Source organism: Rhizorhabdus dicambivorans (genome assembly GCF_002355275.1).
GTDB lineage: Bacteria > Pseudomonadota > Alphaproteobacteria > Sphingomonadales > Sphingomonadaceae > Rhizorhabdus > Rhizorhabdus dicambivorans.
Window position 1 is genome coordinate 390,726 of record NZ_CP023449.1, and the last position, 18,198, is coordinate 408,923.

Genomic DNA, 18,198 nt, shown 5'->3' on the forward strand with positions numbered 1-18,198 from the left:
CGGAGGCGTGCATGAAGATCAGCGTCGATGTCGATTGCACCCCAGAGGAAGCGCGCCGCTTCATGGGCCTGCCAGATATGACGGCGGTGCACGACGCCTATATCGATAAGATGAAGAAGACGATCGAGGAAGGCGTCACGCCCGACGCGCTCGAGACGATGATGCGCAACTGGATGCCGATGGGCGAGGCCGGCATGAACATGTGGCGCACGATGTTCGACCAGATCGGCCGTGCCGGCGGCTCCACCAGCAAATAATCCCGCGACGATCTTCGCCCTGTCGAGCGGTGCCCCGCCGGCCGGGGTCGCGGTCGTCCGGATCAGCGGGCCGGCGGCGGGCGAGACGCTGGACCGGCTGACCGGCCGCGCCCGGCCTGAAGCGCGCCGCGCGGTGTTGCGGACATTGACCGATCCCACCGATGGACATGCGCTCGACCGCGCGCTGCTGCTGTGGCTTCCGGGGCCCGCCAGCGCGACCGGCGAGGACATGGCCGAGCTTCACCTTCATGGCGGCAGGGCAGTGACGGCGTCGGTGCTTGGGTCGCTGGCGCGCCTGCCGGGGCTGCGGCCCGCCGAACCGGGCGAGTTCACCCGCCGGGCCTTCGAGAACGGGCGGATCGACCTCAACGAAGCCGAGGCGCTTGCCGACCTGCTCGCCGCCGAGACCGAGAGCCAGCGCCGCAATGCGATGATGCTGGCGGGCGGGGCGCTCAGCCGCGCATTGGAGGATTGGCAGGGCAGGGTGCTCGCGATGTCCGCCCGGCTGGAGGCCGAGATCGATTTTTCCGACGAGGATGATGTCGCCCCGCTCGATCCGGGCTTTGCCGCCGAGCTGGCGGCGCTGGCCGGCGAGGTGGCGCGCTGGCGCGGCCGCGTGCCGGTCGAGCGGCTGCGCGATGGTATCCGCGTCGTGCTGGCCGGCCCGCCCAATGCCGGTAAGTCGACCCTGCTCAACGCGCTCGCGGGGCGCGAGGCGGCAATCGTCACCCCCATCGCCGGCACCACCCGCGACCTGATCGAGGCGCCGGTATCGGTCGGCGGCATCCCCTTCCTGCTGATCGACACGGCTGGGCTGCACGAAGGCAGCGGCGACGCCGTCGAGGCGATCGGCATCGATCGCGCCACCCAGGCGATGATGGCGGCGGACCTGCTGCTCTGGCTCGGCGACCCCGCCGAAGCGCCGGCGGGCGCGATCCGGGTCGGGGCCCAGGCCGATCGGCTCGGGCGCGATCCGGCGGCCTATGATCTCCTGCTGTCTGCCCGGACCGGGGAGGGGCTCGACGAGCTGATCGCCCTGCTCGTCGAATGCGCCCGCGTGCTGCTGCCGGCGGAAGGCGAAGCCGCGCTGTCGGCTCGCCAGCGAATTGCCCTCGATCGGTTGGGAGATGCGCTCGAGCTTGGCCGGACCGAGCGCGACCCGATCCTTATCGCCGAGGCGCTGCGCCTTGCCCGTGTCGCGATCGACGCTCTCACTGGCCGGGCGGGGACGGAGGACATGCTCGACGGTCTGTTCGGGCGCTTCTGTATCGGCAAATAGCCGTGTTTCACGTGGAACATTTTTGACTCGCGGCGTCCGCTCGGATAGCGGCGGAGGCATGGCGGACAGCTTTGATGTGATCGTGGTCGGTGGCGGCCATGCCGGCTGTGAAGCGGCGGCGGCGGCGGCGCGAATGGGCGCGCGCACCGCACTGGTCTCGATGCGGCGCGACATGATCGGGGCGATGTCGTGCAACCCGGCGATCGGAGGACTTGGCAAGGGCCATCTGGTTCGCGAGGTCGACGCCTGCGATGGGATCATCGCCCGCGCTGCCGATCGCGCCGCGATCCACTATCGCATGCTCAACAGCAGCAAGGGTGCCGCCGTCCAGGGCCCCCGGGTGCAGGCCGACCGCCGCCTGTTCAAGGCGGCGATCCACGATCTACTCGATCAGCAGTCCAATCTCGACATCATCGAAGGCGCCGCCGAGAACCTGCTGCTCGGCGATGTTTCACGTGGAACAGAGGGGCTGGTCCTCGCCGACGGCCGAACCCTGAGGGCGAAAGCCGTCGTGCTGGCGACCGGTACCTTCCTCAATGCGAAGCTCCATTTCGGGATGGACTGCCGCGAAGGCGGGCGGGTCGGCGAGGCGCCGGCCATCGGTCTGGCGGAGCAGCTTCGGGCGCTCGATCTGCCAATAGCCCGACTCAAGACAGGGACCCCACCGCGCCTCGACGGGCGCACGATCGACTGGGCTGGCCTAGACCGGCAGCCCTCGGACGGGGAGGGCTGGACCTTCTCGGCGATGAGCGCGGGGCGGAGCGTGCCTCAGCTCGCCTGTGCGATCACCCGCACCAACCAGCGAACCCATGACGTGATCCGCGCCGGCCTCGATCGCTCGCCGCTCTTTTCCGGGGCGATCACCGGGGTCGGCCCGCGCTATTGTCCCTCGATCGAGGATAAGGTCCATCGCTTCGGCGACCGTGACGGCCACCAGATTTTCCTCGAACCCGAGGGGCTGGATGATCATCTCGTCTATCCCAATGGCGTCTCGACCTCGCTGCCCGAGGATGTCCAGCTAGAGATGCTGCGCACGGTTCCGGGTCTCGAAAAGGTGGCGATCGTCCAGCCCGGCTATGCCGTCGAATATGATCATATCGATCCGCGCGCGCTGACCGCGGGGCTGGGGCTGCGGGCAATGCCGGGGCTTTATTGCGCCGGGCAGATCAACGGCACGACCGGCTATGAAGAGGCGGCCGCGCAGGGGCTTGCCGCCGGCATGAATGCGGCGGCGTTCGCGGCGGGGCGCGATCCGATCCATTTCGACCGCGCCACCTCCTATATCGGGGTGATGATCGACGACCTCACCCTGCAGGGGGTGTCGGAGCCCTATCGAATGCTCACCGCCCGCGCCGAATATCGGCTGCGGCTGCGTGCCGACAATGCGGGTGCCCGCCTTACTGGATGGGCAGACGATCATGGCGCTGTGTCGGCCGCGCGGCGAGCATTCCACGTGGAACAGGAGGCGGCGCGAGCCAGCTTGCGCTCCGCGATCGACGGCCGTCTCGTCACCGCGTCGGAGCTGATCGCGGCCGGCGCGAACGTCACGGCCGATCATGCCCGTCGCTCGCTCGGGGAGTGGCTTCGTTATGCCGAGGTCGGCGACGAGCAGCTGCTGGCGCTCGAACCGGCGGCAGGGTCGGTGCCGGCCTCGATCCGCGCCGAGGTTATCCAGGACTGCCGCTATGCGCCCTATCTGGTCCGGCAGGATCTGGAGATAGCCCGGCTGCGCAGTGACGAACGGGTCGGGCTCGGTGCGATCGCCGACTATGGCGCGATCGCCGGCCTGTCCAACGAGATGGTCGAGCGGCTTAACGCCGCGCGTCCCGCCGACCTCGCGGCGGCGGGGCGGGTGCGGGGGGTGACGCCGGCTGCGCTCGCAGCGATCATGGTCCACGCCCGGCGGCTCGCGGCATGACCGAGGCGGAGGCGCGCGCCTGGGTCGAGGCGCTTGTTCCACGTGAAACAGTCGAGCAGCTTGAGCGGCTGGTCGCGATCGTCCTCGATGAGATGGGCCGCCAGAACCTTATCGCCGCGTCGACCGCCGAACATATCTGGGCGCGCCATATCGTCGATTCGGCGCAGCTGCTGCCGATGGCGCCGGACGAGGCGGCAAGCTGGATCGACCTCGGTTCGGGCGCCGGCTTTCCGGGAATGGTGGTCGCGGCAATGCGGCCGGGCCTGCACATCACCCTGGTCGAATCCCGGCGCAAGCGGATCGATTTCCTGTCCGGGATGGCGGACGCCCTCGGCCTGGCCGATCGCGTGACGGTGGCCGGCTGCCGACTCGAAATGCTCGATAGCGCCGCGCAGGATGTGATCAGCGCGCGCGCCTTCGCGCCGATGGACCGGCTGCTGCCGCTCGCACACCGCTTCTCGCATCCCGGCACCGTCTGGCTGCTTCCCAAGGGGCGAAGTGCAGCTTCCGAACTGGATGCGGCCCGCGCTTCATGGCAGGGTGATTTCCGGATCGAGCCGAGCCTGACCGATCCCGATTCGGCGATCATTGTCGCCACCAAGGTTCAACCCAGGGGCAGGGGGCCCAAGCAGCGATGATCCGCCCATGATCCGAATTGCGATCGCGAACCAGAAGGGCGGGGTGGGCAAGACGACCACCGCGATCAACCTCGCCACCGCGCTGGCCGCTACCGGCTGGCGGGTGCTGCTCGTCGATTTCGACCCGCAGGGCAATGCCTCGACCGGCCTCGGCGTCGGCCAGGCGGCGCGCGGCCGCTCCAGCTATGAACTGCTTCGGCACGACTGCACCGTCGAGGAAGCGGTGATCGCGACCCAGGTTCCCCGGCTTGACCTGATTCCGGCGACCCAGGATCTGACCGGTGCCGAGATCGAGCTGATCGATGTCGAGAAGCGCACCCATCGCCTCCACCATGCGCTGGAGCAGCAGGAGGATCGCTGGGACGTCTGCCTGATCGACTGTCCGCCGTCGCTCGGCCTGCTGACGGTCAACGCGCTGGTCGCGGCGAACATGCTGCTGGTGCCGCTGCAATGCGAGTTCTTCGCGCTGGAAGGGCTGACCCAGCTGCTGCAGACGATCGAGCGGGTGCGCGCGCGCTTTAACCCGCAGCTGGCGATCCTCGGGGTCGCGCTGACCATGTATGACCGGCGCAACCGGCTGTCCGAGCAGGTTGCCGCCGATGTCCGCGACGTATTGGGGGATGTGGTGTTCGAAACGGTGATCCCGCGCAATGTGCGCCTGTCCGAGGCGCCGAGCCATGGCGTCCCCGCCCTGATCTACGATCATCGCTGCCCGGGCTCCGAGGCCTATATCGGCCTGGCCCGTGAATGCATCGCCCGGCTGACCCGAAAGGCGCAGGCGGCATGAGCGCCGATACCCCTCGCCGCGGCCTCGGCCGGGGCCTGTCCGCGCTGCTGGGCGAAACCGTCGCCGAACAGCCGATCGATCCGGGCGCGCCGCGCGCCGCCGGTGTCCGGATGATGTCGGTCGGACATATCTATGCCAATCCGCACCAGCCGCGCCGCCATTTCGACGATGCCGCGCTCGACGAGCTCGCCGCATCGATCGGGCAGCGCGGGCTGATCCAGCCGATCGTGGTGCGGCCCAATCCGCACAACAGCGCCTATCAGATCGTCGCCGGCGAACGGCGCTGGCGCGCGGCGCAGCGGGCGCGCCTGCATGAGGTGCCGGTCATCGTCCGCGAGCTGTCGGACGCCGACACGCTGGAGTTCGCAATCGTTGAGAACATCCAGAGACAGGATCTCAACGCGGTCGAGGAAGCCGTGTCCTATCAAAGGCTTATCAAGGAATTTGGGCATACGCAGGAGGAGCTGGGCAAGCTCGTTGCCAAATCGCGCAGCCATGTCGCCAACATGCTCCGGCTGCTCGACCTGCCCGACGAGGTGCAGGCGATGGTCGCCGACGGCCGGCTGTCGATGGGCCACGCCCGCGCGCTGATCACGGCGCCCGATCCCCACGCTTTGGCGCTCCAGGTGATCAGCCGCGAGCTTTCGGTGCGCGAGACCGAGAAGCTGGCCAAGGGCAGCAAGGCACCCGGCAAGGCGGCGGCGCCCAGGACCAACGCGGCGCCCGGAGTCCCCAGCGCCGACATCGAGGCGCTCGAACGGCAGATCGGCGATATCCTCGGGCTCAAGGTGACGATCGCGCATGGCGACAAGGGTGGGACGATCTCGGTTGCCTACACGACCCTCGATCAGCTCGATCTGGTCTGCCAGCGGCTGAGCGGCGAGCCGATCTGAGGATCGGATGTTAGCTCGAGCGTCTTTGGAGTCCAATCTAAGCTATTGATTTTTCGTCACTCCAGCGAAGGCTGGAGTCCATGTCTCTCCACGCCTCAGAGGACATCTGAGAAGAAAGCAGACATGGATGCCAGCCTTCGCTGGCATGACGGGCTGGTTCGTGTGACGCCTGAACAAGCTGAGACGCCGTCTCAGCGGCGCGGAGCCGCCGCCGCTCGCGCGATCGTCAGAAGTTCCTCGCCGATCAACAACATGCCGGGCGCTCCTGAGCGCTTATAGGCACGTTCGAGAGCAGCTAGGCGGGTGGTGGCGGTGGCCAGCCGGTCGGGTGTCCAGCGGTGAAGAAGCCCCGCTACCACCTTCTGATCCTTCCAGAAAATCGCCTTGCCCGCGCCGGCCATGACCGAATCGACGCTCTGCCCGGCGGCCACCTCGGCGCGCAGCGGCGCGACCTGGGCGATGCGGCGGAGCAGGGCCCGGACCACGCCGATCGCCTCGGTCGGGCCGATCAGCGCCAGTTCAGCGGCGGCCTGATCGGGCCGCCCGCCCATCACCGCGTCGACGATCGCGCCGAGGTCGCTCTCGTCATTGGCGGCGCCGATCGCGCCCAGAGCGGCCATGTCGGCGGGCTTCGGCTCCTCGGGTGAGGCGTCGAGGAACAGCGCCAGCTTCTCCAGCTCGCGGGCCATCAGCGCCCGATCGGCATTGGTAGCGGCGACCAGCGCCTGTGCCGCGCGCGGATCGAGCCGCAGCCCCAGCTCGCGGGCCAGCTCGGCCGCCACCTGGTCGGCGGCGCGGCCCTCGGGCAGATAGGAAGCGAAGGCGAGGGCGGCGCCAGAGGCCAGCGCCAGCTTCACCAGCTTGGCGTCCTTGCGCAGATTGCCCGCCACCACCACCACCGGATTGCCGGCCGAGGGCGCCTCCAGAAGCGCCTGGGCGGCGTCGATGATCTCGTCCCCGGCCGGATCGACGCGGATATGGCGCGCGCCGCCGAACAGCGAGATCGAGGCGGCCTCGTCCGCTAGCCGGGCCGGGTCTTCCTTGAGCTGCGCCGAGGTCAGGTCGATCCGCTCGGCATCGGCACCCATCGCCTTGTCGATCCGCGCCGCCAGCGCGCGCGATCCCGATTCGTCGGGGCCGTAGAGCAGGATCAGCCGGATCGCGGGATCGGGCTTGTCGAGCGCCCGGGCGATCTGGCCGGCATCGGCCTTCACGGGTTCCTGCTGCGCCCCGCATAGGTGGCGATGCGGGCGACGATCTGGTCGGCGAGCGTGTCGGACAGCCGCTCGAGCGCGGTCTGCTCGGCGGCGACGGTGGCATATTCGGAGCCGGTCACATCGATTCCGGCATCGGCGGCGGCGGTCTGGTCGAGCAGCACGCCACCGGTCGCGGCGTCGAGCAGGCGATAGCGCGCGCGCAGGGTACGGCGTTCGCGGCTGATCGCGTTGTCCTGGCGGATGCCGAGGCCGGTGATGTCGTCGTCGAGCTCGACCTCCAGCCGATAGCGCGCGCTGGTCTCGCCCTGGCGGTGGAGCCGGTCGTTGAGCGCATTGCGCACCAGCCAGCCGCGCTGCCCGCCGATCGGCGCGACCTCGACCGAGCGGAGCGCCACCGCGACCGATCCGTCGCCGCCGCTGCCGTAGAGCGGGCGCAACGCGCAGCCGGGGAGGGTCAGGAAGAGGGCGAAGGCCAGCCATAGCCCGTTCGTGTCGAGCGCAGTCGAGACACGCTGGGGCGCGGAGACGTCCCTCGACTTCGCTCGGGACGAACGGAGCAGGGAGGCGAGCTGTCCGAACCGGCTCATGCGACGATGTTCACCAGCCGGTCGGGCACGACGATCACCTTCTTCGGCGCGGCGCCCTCCAGCAGCTTGGCGATCTTCTCGGATTCGAGCGCCATCCGCTCCAGCGTGTCCTTGGGCGCGCCTTTGGGGGCGGTCAGCGTGTCGCGCAGCTTGCCGTTGACCTGCACCGCGATCGTCACCTCATCGTCGATCAGCAGCGCCGGATCATGATCGGGCCAGGCCGCGTCGGCAACGAGGCCGCTTTCGCCCAGCCGCGCCCAGGCTTCCTCGGCGAGATGCGGCACCATCGGCGCGACCAGGCGGACCAGCGCGCGGGCGGCGGCGGTGCGGCTCGCCGATGGCTGCGCCTTCTCGATCGCGTTGGTCAGCTCGTGGATCTTGGCCACCGCGCGGTTGAAGCCCAGCGCCTCGATGTCGGCGGCGATGCCGGCGATCGCCTTGTGGAGCTTGCGGTCGAGATCCCGGTCTTCGCCCTCGGCGGCGCCTTCGGCCGCGTCGGTGATCCGCCACAGCCGGTTGACGAAGCGCCAGCAACCCTCGATGCCGCTCTCGGTCCATTCCAGGTCGCGCTCGGGCGGGCTGTCGCTGAGCATGAACCAGCGCACCGCGTCCGCCCCGTACTGCTCGACGATCGGCGCCGGATCGACGACGTTCTTCTTGGATTTGGACATCTTCTCGATGCGGCCAACCGTCGCCGGCTCGCCGGTCGCGGTGACGACGCCGTTCGAGACGTCCTCGGGGCTCAGCCAGTTGCCGGCCGGGTCCTTGTAGGTCTCGTGGGTCACCATGCCCTGGGTGAACAGGCCGGTGAACGGCTCCTTGACCGAGATCTTGCCGATCCGCTCCAGCGCGCGGGTCCAGAAGCGGGCGTAGAGCAGGTGGAGGATCGCATGTTCGACGCCGCCGATATATTGCCCCACCGGCATCCAGCTTTCCGCCACTGCCCGGTCGAACGGCTGGTCCGAAGGCTGGCTGGCGAAGCGGATGAAATACCAGGAGGAATCGACGAAGGTGTCGAGCGTGTCGGTCTCGCGCCGCGCGGGCTTGCCGCAGGACGGGCAATCGACATGCTTCCACGTCGCATGGCGGTCGAGCGGATTGCCGGGGATGTCGAACGACACGTCCTCGGGCAGCACCACCGGCAGCTGGTCCTTGGGCACCGGCACGGCGCCGCAGCCCTCGCAATGGATGATCGGGATCGGCGTGCCCCAATAACGCTGGCGCGAGACGCCCCAATCGCGCAGCCGCCAGACGGTGGTGCCGGTGCCCCAGCCTTCCTGCTCGGCGCGGGCGATGACGGCGGCCTTGGCCTCCTCGACCGAAAGCCCGTCGAGGAAGCCCGAATTGACGATCCTGCCGGGGCCGACATAGGCCTCGTTCTGGATCGGCGTGTCGGCCTCTTCCGGCGTCGCCGCCACCACGCGGCGGACCGGCAGCGCATATTTGCGCGCGAAGTCCAGATCGCGCTGGTCGTGCGCCGGGCAGGCGAAGATCGCGCCGGTGCCATAATCCATCAGCACGAAGTTCGCGACGAACAGCGGCAGCTTCCAGTCGGGATCGAGCGGATGGGTCACCGAAAGGCCGGTGTCATAGCCCTTCTTCTCGGCGGTCTCGATCTCGGCCGCCGCCGTGCCGGTGCGCTTGCACTCGGCGATGAAGTCCTGCAGCGCGACATCGTCCTTCGCCAGCGCCTGCGCGATCGGATGATCGGCGGCGACCGCCGCGAAGCTGGCGCCGAACAGCGTGTCGGGCCGGGTGGTGAAAACGTCGAAGCTGTCGATGTCGCCGGCCTTCCGGTCGAGCCGGAAGGTGAAGCGCATGCCCTGCGACTTGCCGATCCAGTTCTCCTGCATCGTCCGGACCTTTTCGGGCCACTGGTCGAGCGTCTTCAGGCCGTCGAGCAGATCGTCGGCGAAATCGGTGATCTTGAGGAACCACTGGCTGAGCTTGCGCCGCTCGACCAGCGCGCCCGAACGCCAGCCGCGCCCGTCGATCACCTGCTCATTGGCGAGCACGGTCATGTCGACCGGATCCCAGTTGACCGCCGATTCCTTGCGATAGACCAGGCCCGCGGCGAAGAGATCGAGGAACAGCGCCTGTTCCTGGCCGTAATAATCGGGCTCGCAGGTGGCGAGCTCGCGGCTCCAGTCGAGCGCGAAGCCGATCCGCTTGAGCTGGGAGCGCATCGCCGCGATGTTGGCGCGGGTCCAGTCGCCCGGATGGACCTTCTTCTCCATCGCGGCATTCTCGGCGGGCATGCCGAAGGCGTCCCAGCCCATCGGGTGAAGCACCTCATAGCCCTTCATCCGCCGGTAACGGGCGAGCACGTCGCCCATCGTATAGTTGCGGACATGGCCCATATGGATGCGCCCCGACGGATAGGGGAACATTTCCAGGACGTAAGACTTGGGCTTGGCACTGTCGTCGCGTGCCTGGAAGGTGCCTTGCTCTTCCCACACGCGCTGCCAGTGCGCGTCGGCCTTGAGATGGTTGAAACGCGCGCTCACGATGCTCTGCTTGGTTGGAGGTTAGCCGCCGGCGACGGTGGCCCGGCGCAGGTCCCGCGCCTTGGTGAGGATGATGTCCTCCAGCTTCTGCGCGGTCGCGGCCTGGACGGCGGCGTCGACCCACTGGCCGTTCGCCAGCACCTGGCGCTGTGGCGCGACGCGGACCGCGTCGGCGCGCAGATCGGCATCGAGGATGGTGACGGTCATCTTCATCCGCTCGGCCGGCTGGTTGGGATTCACATACCAGTCGGTGACGATCACGCCGCCGTTCGAATCGGTCTGGAGCAGCGGCATGAAGCTCAGCGTCTCGAGCGATGCCTTCCACAGATAGGAGTTGACGCCGATCGTCGTCAGCTTGGCGGCCGCGACGTCCGAGGCGAGCTGTGCCTTGTTGCGCCCGCCGCCACAGGCGGCCAGCGAGGCGGCAAGGGCGATCACGGCCACGGTGCGAAGGGTCCGGCTGGTCATTTCAGGTAAGTCCTCGGGGCTCAAAATACGCGAGTTGGGCCGTTATAGACGGATGCGATCCCCTAGCAAGCGCGGTGATGCAGCCGAAGCCGGCGCCGCGCGTTTAACGCGGAGGTCCGACTCTGTGGAGAATCTGCAACAGGCACGGTTTTTCGCGATTCGGCCGCTGGCTTCGACTCAGCGGCGGTGCTAGTGGCCACTATATAAGAAGAGCAATGAGTATCGCAGAATGACGCGCAAGGGGGTTCAGGCAGTGCTGTTCGGCACCGCATTCGCGGTCGCGACGGCGTTTGTCCAGCCCGCAGTCTCCGCGAAGCCGGCTCCCGCTCCCAAGGTCAAGATCGATCGCAAGAAGGCCCGTGGCATCGGTTTCTTCGCGCCGGTCGCGTCGGATGCGCGCCAGGCCGCGCTGTTCGATCGGGTCGGCGGCGGCTTTGCCGAGCCGGCCTTCCGCTTCACGCCCTCGGGCGGTACTTCGAAGCGCGCGGTGACCGTGGCGATCCGTGCCCGGTCCAGCAACCGTGCGCCCGCCGCCCCGGCCGTCGCCGCCGTGGCCCAGGCCAGCACCTCCGCGATCAACGCGGGTCTCGCTCCCTCCGCGTACAGCCTGGGCGCCTCGCTCGGCTGGAAGCATTTCGCGCTGTCGGGCGATTTCGCCCGCATCGACGGCGGCACCGTTCCCGAAGGCCGCGAGCTGGCCGATATCGGCCTGAGCTATTCGGGTTCGAAGTGGAGCACCCGCCTGCTGTTCGGCGCCGAGCGCGCCACCAACAAGCTGGCGATCGGCGGCCCCGACCAGGCGCTCTCGGTCGATCTGGGCGGCTCCTTCTCGCTCACCCGCAACCTCGAGCTGTCGGGTGGCCTGCGCTACAAGACCCAGCGTGAGCGTTTTGACCTGAGCAACGACCAGAAGCTGGACAGCCAGGCGATCTATATCGGCACCGCCTTCCGCTTCTGACGGCTGGCCGGGCTTCGGCCCATGCCCGGCTGCAAATGGCGTCTTTCTCCGCTTCCGGTGCTCACGTACTGAAGTACGCTGCGCTCCGGTTCTCGAAATCCACCATTTTCGCTTGGGCCTGAGCCAAATCCCGGCCAGCCTTCTCGAGATCGTCATTCCAGCAAAAGCTGGAATCTCAGGCGGCTCTTGCGATGGTTCAGCCGCCCCACGCATCGATCGCGGCCCAGCCCCAGGCGCCGGCCCGCATCGCCATCGCGCCCCGCTTGGCATCGATCCCGCCCAGCGCGATCACCGGCAGGCCGGTTGACCGCACGAGCGCGGCGAAGCGCATCCGTCCCAGCGCGGGGGCATGCGGATGCGAGCGGGTGGGGTGGAGCGGGGAGAGCAGGATCGCCATCGCCCCCGAACGCTCGGCCGCCCTGATCTCGTGCAGGTCGTGCGCGGCGGCGGTACCGTAGCGGGGCGGGCCCGGGCGGCGGTGATGCGCGCCATCGGCGCCCCAGCGCCGTGCCTTGGCCGGGCCGGCCGCCAGCAGGACGACGAGGCCGCGCCGCCGGGCGAGGCGCTTCACCCGTTCGAACAGCACGCGCCGTTGCTTTCCGGCGGTGCCCTTGTGGCGGAAGATGATTCCCGATCCCGGCGGCAGGCGGCGGATCGCGGCGAACAATCCGTCACCCTGGCGCTCGTCGGTCATCAGCCACAGGCGCGGAAGCTCGGGGTGGCGGGCGTGCATCACCGCTCCTATAGCGAAGCCCATGTCCGATATCGACACCGCCGCCATCGGGGCCGCCGCCGCCCGTCTTGCCGACATCCGGGCCCGCATCGCCCATGCCGCATCGCTCGCCGGCCGCAAGGGCGATGCGGTGGAGCTGATCGCCATCTCCAAGACCAAGCCGGCCGAAGCGATCCTGCCGCTGATCGAGGCGGGGCAGGCCAGCTTCGGCGAGAACCGGGTACAGGAGGCCGAGGGCAAATGGCCTGCGCTGCGTGAAGGCCGAGCGATTCGGCTGCATCTTGTCGGCCAGCTCCAGTCGAACAAGGCGAAGGAGGCCGTCGCGCTGTTCGATGCGATCCATTCGGTCGACCGGCCTTCGCTGATCGAGGCGCTGGCCAAGGCGATGGACAGCGCGGGCCGGCGCCCTGACTGCTTCGTCCAGGTCAATATCGGCGAGGAGGAGCAGAAGGGCGGCTGCGCGATCGACGACCTGCCAACGATCCTGAAACAGGCGCGTGATGCCGGCCTGCCGGTGGTGGGGCTGATGGCGGTGCCGCCCGAGGGCGTCGAGCCCGCCCCCTATTTCGCGCTGCTGGCCAAGCTCGCCGGCCGGCACGGGCTGGCAGGGCTCAGCATCGGCATGTCCTCGGATTTCGAAACCGCCGTCATGCTGGGCGCGACCCATGTGCGGGTCGGCACGGCGCTGTTCGGTGCGCGGCCGCCGGCGCCCTCGCTGCAGGGCCGGGGCATCGGCTGGGGAATCGGCAACCGCAAGGCGCAGGGCTGAGCCTTTTTCATTCGCGGATGGGGGGTGGACGGCCCCGCCCATTCGTCATCCCTGGGCCATGCTGGGGCTGGCCCCCTGTCAGTTCCGGAACCAGTTCGCCACGGCGAACCAGATCGCAACGCTCGCGCCCACCAGCAGGCTGAACCCCGTCACCGCCCAGAAGGACAGCGGATGATGGGCATAGGGGATGCCGTCGACGTTCATCCCGAACAGGCCGGTGACGAAGGTGAGTGGCAGGAAGATCATCGCGACGATGGCGATGACCAGCGAGCGGCGGTCGATCTTCTCGGCGCGCAGGTCGGTGATCTGTTCGTGGAGCAGCGCCGATCGCTCGCGCACCGCCTCCAGCTCCTCGGCCATGCGCGCGAAGCGGTCGGCGGCCTCGCGCAGGTGGATGCGGTCCTCATCCTCGATCCAGTCCTGTTCGAGCAGCGCCATCGCCTCGAGCGCCTGGCGCTGCGGCACGATGAAGCGGCGATAGCTGATCGCCTTCGACCGGGCGTGGGCGATCTCGCGGCGCAGGTGAAAATGTTCGGAGGACAGCGACAGTTCGCAATCGTCGACCTGGTCGCCCAGTTCGGCGATCACCGGATCGAGCTGGTGGCTGATCTGCACCGCGAGGGCGGCGATCAGGTCGCCGGGATCGAGGAATTCGCCCTTGTCCATGCGCACGCGGAGCTGCTCGAGCCCTGCCAGCCGGCGATAGGTGACCGATACGATCCGCCCGCGCTCGGCCCAGATGCGGATCGAGACCAGTTCGTCGCCTTCTTCCTCGGCATGGGCGCGCGGGCCGCGCAGATTGATGATCACCCCACCGTCGAGCGGCTGGCAGCGCGGCCGGGTCTCGGCGGTGGTCAGGTTGAAGCGCGCGGTCGGCGGCAGGCCATGGCCGCTCCCCTCGCTTCCGGTATCGAGCCAGCGCATCGCCTTCTCGTCATGGCCGTCGAGATGGACCCAGCAGAATTTGCTCTCGCCATGCGCGCCGATGGTCCAGCTCGTTTCGGTCATGCGTATCCCAGGTCGATGGAAAGTCCGCCGCCGGGAGAGACGGGCGGCGCGGCGCAGGGTTCCCGCGCGGCGTCGGCGCGGGCGCGGGCGAGGATCGCGGGCGGCACGTCGGGGCGGTGGAAGACACGGTCGGCCTGGCCCAGCAGCCGCGCCTCGCCCAGGCTGAGATCGTCGGGATCGGCCGAGCGCAGCCGGATCGCGACGAGCCGGTCGGGCATGTCCGCGCCCTCGCCCGTCAGCCAGTCCTCGCACCGGCCTGCAGCGCCGCCGCGCAGCGGATCGAGCGGGCCATTTTCGGAAAGGCCGCGATCGATCGCCCGGCGGCGCCCATCGGCATCGGCCCAGCGCGCCCTGATCCGCGCGCGCGCCGCGAACAGCGCCTCCGCGAGGCGGCCCAGATCGGCGGGGAGCAGCGCCTCCAGCCGCTGGCGCAGCGCCTTGCCGAGCCCGGCCGATCGCCCCCCCGTGCCGATCGCGACCAACACCGGATCACGGTCGACGATCGCGGGCAGGGTGAAGTCGCACAGGGCCGGCCGGTCGGCGGCGTTGACGATCAGCCCGCGCGCGCGGAGGCGGGTGACCGCCGCTTCCGCCGCATGGTCGTCGTCGAGCGCGACGAAGCCGATCCGGGCGGCGGGGTCGCCCTCATCGACGACAAGGCCGCCGGCGCGTTCGATCAGCCGCCGCTTGGCCGCCGCCGCCTCGCCATCGCCGATCAGGACGACCGGCTTGCCGCGAAGATCGAGGAAGATCGGCAGGCTGTGCATGATCCGCCCTTCTCGCGCTCGCGCCGGCTTTTGCCAAGCGGCTTCGCATGGCAGAGGAGGGGCGGAACCAAGGAGACGTCATGACCGCGAAACGCACATTGGGGCAGTTCACCATCAACCCCATCGGGCTGGGCTGCATGTGCCTGAGCCATGGCTATGGCGATCCGACCGATGAGGCCGATGCCGCGCGGTTGCTCCATCGCGCGCTCGATATCGGCTATGATTTCCTCGACACCGCCGCGATCTACGGATCAGGGCACAATGAGGAGCTGATCGGCCGGGTGCTCAAGGCGCGGCGCGGCGAGTTCGTCCTCGCCTCGAAATGCGGTTTCGGCCGGTCCCGCCGCGATCCGCAGCCCGATCGCTTCGTCGATGGCCGGCCCGAGGCCATCGACGAGGTACTCGATCTCAGCCTCGGCCGGCTCGGCGTCGAGCATATCGATCTCTATTATCTCCATCGGCCCGATCCGCTGGTGCCGATCGAGGAATCGGTGGGGGCGCTCGCCCGCGCGGTGGAGGCCGGCAAGATTGGCGCGATCGGCCTGTCGGAGGTTTCGGCCGATCAGCTTCGCCGCGCGCACGCCACCCACCCGATCGCGGCGCTGCAGACCGAATATTCGCTGTGGACGCGCAACCCGGAAATCGCCGGCCTCGCCGCCTGCCGTGATCTGGGCGTGACCTTCGTCGCCTTCTCGCCGGTCGGGCGCGGCTTCCTGGCGGGCGCGCTGGCCGATCGTCCCGCATTGTCGCAGGATGACATGCGCCGTGTCATGCCACGCTTCATCGATCCCCAGCTGACCCACAATCTCGCCTGGTTTGCCGAATATCGCGCCATGGCGGACGAGATCGGTTGCACGCCCGCCCAGCTGGCGCTGGCCTGGCTGCTCCAGCGCGATCCCGCCCTGGTGACGATTCCCGGCACCACCAGCATCGGGCATCTGGAGGAGAATATGGCGGCGGGCGGCCTCAGCCTGTCGCCGGAACGGATGGACGCGCTCGACGCGCTGATCAACCAGCGGACCGTGGCGGGGGCGCGCTATACTCCGGCGATGCAGCGGTCGGTCGCCACCGAGGAATTCGCGTAGACCCGCCCGCGGGAATGGTCAGACCAGCGTCCGGATGAACGCCCGCACCGAATCGGCGATCTCGGGCCGTTCGAGCGCGAGCGCGATGTTCGCCTGGATGAAGCCGGCATTGTCGCCGCAATCATGGCGTTCGCCGTCGAAGGTCTGGGCGTGGAAGGGCTGGACGCCGATCAGCTTGGCCATCGCGTCGGTCAGTTGGATCTCGCCGCCGGCGCCGCGCTCGTTCCGGTCGAGCAGGTCGAAAATCTCGGGCTGGAGGATGTAGCGGCCGACGATGGCGAGCCGCGAGGGCGCGGTGCCGGCGGTGGGCTTCTCAATCATCCTGCGGATCTCGGTCACCGCACCCTCGCTCGTGCCCGGGTCGACGATGCCATATTTGTGGGTCTGGTCCTCGGGTACTTCCAGCACCGCGACGACATTGCCGCCCTTCCGCTCATAGGTGCCGACCATCTGCTTCAGGCAGGGATTGGCGGCGTTCCACAGCAGCTCGTCGGGCAGCAGCACCGCGAAGGGCTCGTCACCGACCAGCGCGCGGGCGCAGGCGACGGCATGGCCCAGGCCCAGCATCTGCTGCTGGCGGACGAAGGCGGCCTTGCCGGGGGCGAGGCGGGTCGCCTCCAGCCGTTCGAGGAACTCGGTCTTGTTCTTGGCGGCCAGATCGGTCTCGATCTCATAGGCCGAGTCGAAATAGTCCTCGATCGCATATTTGTTGCGGCCGGTGACGAAGATCATCTGTTCGATCCCCGCCGCGCGCGCCTCGTCGACGGCGTACTGGATCAGCGGCCGGTCGACCACCGGCAGCATTTCCTTGGGAACGGCCTTGGTCGCGGGCAGGAAGCGGGTGCCGAACCCCGCGACGGGGAAGATGGCCTTGCGGACGGGCTTCATGCTGTTTTCCTCGTTCGATCAGATCCAGGGCGGCAGCTTGTCCGCCGCGATCAACGCCTCGATCGGCTGCCTCTCCCGCACCACCGCCCACTGGTCCCCCGTCACCAGCACCTCAGGCGTCAGCGCGCGCGAATTATAGGTGTTGGCCATCGTCGCGCCATAGGCCCCCGCCGTCATGAAGGTGACGAGGTCTCCGGGCGCGACGGCGTCCATCGCCCGCTTTTTGGCGAAGGTATCGCCGCTTTCACAGATGGGGCCGACGATGTTGGCCGTCATATCGGCACCGTTCGGCGAAACGCTACGGATATCGTGCCATGCGTCATAGAGGCTGGGGCGCATCAGGTCGTTCATCGCGGCGTCGACGATCACGAAGGGATCGCCCACCCCCGGCTTGACCCGGATCACCCGGCTCAGCAGCACGCCGGCATTGCCGACGATCACCCGGCCCGGCTCGAAGAGGAGGCGGACGTTCCAGCCCCGCGTCACGTCGCGGACCATCTCGCCATAGGCTTGCGGAAGCGGCGGGATCGGCTTGGCCGGATCATAGGGCACGCCGAGGCCGCCGCCGAGATCGGCGGTGACGATGGCGTGGCCGGCCGCGCGCAAATCCGCGATCAGCGCGCCGATCTTCTCGAAGGCGGCGCGCGAGGGGCCGAGATCGGTGAGCTGGCTGCCGATATGGACCGCGACGCCGCGGACATCGAGGCCCGGCAGCGCGGCGGCGCGGGCATAGGCGGCGATCGCCCGGTCATAGGCGACGCCGAATTTGTCTTCCGAGCCGCCGGTCGAGATCTTGGCGTGGGTGCCGGCGATCACGTTCGGGTTGATCCGGAAGGCGACCGGCGCCCTGAGGCCCATCGCCGTAGCGACGTCCGAGAGCATTTCGGCCTCGGGCTCGGATTCGATGTTGAACTGGAAGATGCCTTCGGACAGGGCGAGCCGCATCTCCTCCTCGGTCTTGCCGACGCCGGAGAAGACGATCTTGTCCGCGGGAACGCCGGCGGCGCGTGCACGCAGCAGTTCGCCGGCCGAGACGACATCGGCGCCGAGCCCGGCCTTCGCCAGCGTCGCCAGCACTGCCCGGTTCGGATTGGCCTTCACCGCGAAGGCGATCAGCGGGCCGTCCGTGCCCGATTCGACCTCGGCCAGCGCCGCCTTGAACACCGCCACATGGCGTTCGATCGTCGCGGTCGAATAGACATAGACCGGCGTGCCCACGGCGTCGGCAATCACCGGCAGCGGGACATCCTCGGCGTGGAGGACGCCGTCCTTCAGGTTGAAATGGTCCATGTCTTTCCCTGCGCGATCGTTTCGCTGCGCTTTAGGATGCCGGGCTTCCCAAGCAAACCCGACTTTTCTTTCGTCATGCTGAACTTGATTCAGCATCCATTACCGCAACGCCGGGGCAGGAAGCGCATCGTTGCGCGTCTGGAACCTGA

18 protein-coding genes are annotated in these 18,198 nt (G+C 68.6%); 9 read left to right on the forward strand and 9 right to left on the reverse strand.

Going from position 1 to position 18,198, the window contains the following annotated elements:
* Positions 1 to 11: 11 nt before the first annotated feature.
* From CMV14_RS01805 to CMV14_RS01830, 6 genes are read left to right on the forward strand one after another with little or no spacing between them, the layout of a single operon-like run.
* Entirely contained in the window at positions 12 to 257 is a 246-nt protein-coding gene (locus CMV14_RS01805) for a DUF6489 family protein (RefSeq protein ID WP_066960050.1), read from the forward strand.
* On the forward strand, positions 232 to 1,536 hold the full coding sequence (gene mnmE / locus CMV14_RS01810; RefSeq protein ID WP_066960053.1) for a tRNA uridine-5-carboxymethylaminomethyl(34) synthesis GTPase MnmE: 1,305 nt from the start codon (positions 232 to 234) through the stop codon (positions 1,534 to 1,536). Before CMV14_RS01805 ends, mnmE begins: the two co-directional genes overlap by 26 nt.
* A gap of 58 nt (positions 1,537 to 1,594) precedes the next feature.
* Complete coding sequence (gene mnmG / locus CMV14_RS01815) at positions 1,595 to 3,454, forward strand: tRNA uridine-5-carboxymethylaminomethyl(34) synthesis enzyme MnmG (RefSeq protein WP_066960056.1); 1,860 nt, start codon at positions 1,595 to 1,597, stop codon at positions 3,452 to 3,454.
* Positions 3,451 to 4,092, forward strand: a complete 642-nt coding sequence (gene rsmG / locus CMV14_RS01820) for a 16S rRNA (guanine(527)-N(7))-methyltransferase RsmG (protein ID WP_066960059.1) — start codon at positions 3,451 to 3,453, stop codon at positions 4,090 to 4,092. Before mnmG ends, rsmG begins: the two co-directional genes overlap by 4 nt.
* Positions 4,093 to 4,099: 7 nt before the next feature.
* Entirely contained in the window at positions 4,100 to 4,879 is a 780-nt protein-coding gene (locus tag CMV14_RS01825) for a ParA family protein (RefSeq protein WP_066960062.1), read from the forward strand.
* On the forward strand, positions 4,876 to 5,772 hold the full coding sequence (locus tag CMV14_RS01830; protein WP_066960065.1) for a ParB/RepB/Spo0J family partition protein: 897 nt from the start codon (positions 4,876 to 4,878) through the stop codon (positions 5,770 to 5,772). Before CMV14_RS01825 ends, CMV14_RS01830 begins: the two co-directional genes overlap by 4 nt.
* Before the next feature lie 191 nt (positions 5,773 to 5,963).
* On the opposite strand, the gene holA is transcribed toward CMV14_RS01830, so the two are convergent.
* From holA to CMV14_RS01850, 4 genes are read right to left on the reverse strand one after another with little or no spacing between them, the layout of a single operon-like run.
* A complete protein-coding gene (gene holA, locus CMV14_RS01835; RefSeq protein ID WP_066960068.1) occupies positions 5,964 to 6,986 on the reverse strand; it encodes a DNA polymerase III subunit delta in 1,023 nt (340 codons plus the stop codon).
* Positions 6,983 to 7,576 (reverse strand): LPS assembly lipoprotein LptE, encoded by a 594-nt coding sequence (lptE, locus tag CMV14_RS01840; RefSeq protein WP_083215699.1) that lies wholly within the window; start codon positions 7,574 to 7,576, stop codon positions 6,983 to 6,985. Before lptE ends, holA begins: the two co-directional genes overlap by 4 nt.
* The gene (leuS, locus tag CMV14_RS01845; RefSeq protein ID WP_066960070.1) at positions 7,573 to 10,083 is read right to left on the reverse strand and encodes a leucine--tRNA ligase; all 2,511 of its coding nucleotides are present in this window, start codon (positions 10,081 to 10,083) and stop codon (positions 7,573 to 7,575) included. The genes lptE and leuS overlap by 4 nt, the downstream gene beginning before the upstream one ends.
* 21 nt (positions 10,084 to 10,104) lie before the next feature.
* The gene (locus tag CMV14_RS01850) at positions 10,105 to 10,551 is read right to left on the reverse strand and encodes a DUF3576 domain-containing protein (protein WP_066960073.1); all 447 of its coding nucleotides are present in this window, start codon (positions 10,549 to 10,551) and stop codon (positions 10,105 to 10,107) included.
* Between the two features lie 229 nt (positions 10,552 to 10,780).
* Here CMV14_RS01850 and CMV14_RS01855 point away from each other — a divergent pair, with 229 nt between their 5' ends.
* A complete protein-coding gene (locus CMV14_RS01855) occupies positions 10,781 to 11,509 on the forward strand; it encodes a hypothetical protein (protein WP_066960076.1) in 729 nt (242 codons plus the stop codon).
* Positions 11,510 to 11,705: 196 nt separating this feature from the next.
* On the opposite strand, the gene CMV14_RS01860 is transcribed toward CMV14_RS01855, so the two are convergent.
* Positions 11,706 to 12,242, reverse strand: a complete 537-nt coding sequence (locus CMV14_RS01860; protein WP_066960415.1) for a thiamine phosphate synthase — start codon at positions 12,240 to 12,242, stop codon at positions 11,706 to 11,708.
* A 22-nt stretch (positions 12,243 to 12,264) separates the two neighbouring features.
* Between CMV14_RS01860 and CMV14_RS01865 the strand changes: the two genes are divergently transcribed.
* Positions 12,265 to 13,011, forward strand: a complete 747-nt coding sequence (locus CMV14_RS01865; protein WP_066960079.1) for a YggS family pyridoxal phosphate-dependent enzyme — start codon at positions 12,265 to 12,267, stop codon at positions 13,009 to 13,011.
* A 78-nt stretch (positions 13,012 to 13,089) separates the two neighbouring features.
* Here the strand turns inward: CMV14_RS01865 and CMV14_RS01870 are convergent, their stop codons facing one another.
* Together CMV14_RS01870 and CMV14_RS01875 are read right to left on the reverse strand one after the other, a co-directional pair.
* A complete protein-coding gene (locus tag CMV14_RS01870; protein ID WP_066960081.1) occupies positions 13,090 to 14,019 on the reverse strand; it encodes a zinc transporter ZntB in 930 nt (309 codons plus the stop codon).
* A complete protein-coding gene (locus tag CMV14_RS01875; protein ID WP_066960085.1) occupies positions 14,016 to 14,786 on the reverse strand; it encodes a precorrin-2 dehydrogenase/sirohydrochlorin ferrochelatase family protein in 771 nt (256 codons plus the stop codon). Before CMV14_RS01875 ends, CMV14_RS01870 begins: the two co-directional genes overlap by 4 nt.
* 80 nt (positions 14,787 to 14,866) lie before the next feature.
* Between CMV14_RS01875 and CMV14_RS01880 the strand changes: the two genes are divergently transcribed.
* Positions 14,867 to 15,871 carry an aldo/keto reductase gene (locus CMV14_RS01880; protein WP_066960088.1) on the forward strand — a complete coding sequence of 335 codons (1,005 nt, stop codon included), beginning with the start codon at positions 14,867 to 14,869 and terminating at the stop codon, positions 15,869 to 15,871.
* Positions 15,872 to 15,889: 18 nt separating this feature from the next.
* On the opposite strand, the gene galU is transcribed toward CMV14_RS01880, so the two are convergent.
* Together galU and lysA are read right to left on the reverse strand one after the other, a co-directional pair.
* A complete protein-coding gene (galU, locus tag CMV14_RS01885) occupies positions 15,890 to 16,759 on the reverse strand; it encodes a UTP--glucose-1-phosphate uridylyltransferase GalU (protein WP_066960091.1) in 870 nt (289 codons plus the stop codon).
* A gap of 18 nt (positions 16,760 to 16,777) precedes the next feature.
* Positions 16,778 to 18,049, reverse strand: a complete 1,272-nt coding sequence (lysA, locus tag CMV14_RS01890) for a diaminopimelate decarboxylase (protein ID WP_066960095.1) — start codon at positions 18,047 to 18,049, stop codon at positions 16,778 to 16,780.
* Between the last annotated feature and the right edge of the window lie 149 nt (positions 18,050 to 18,198).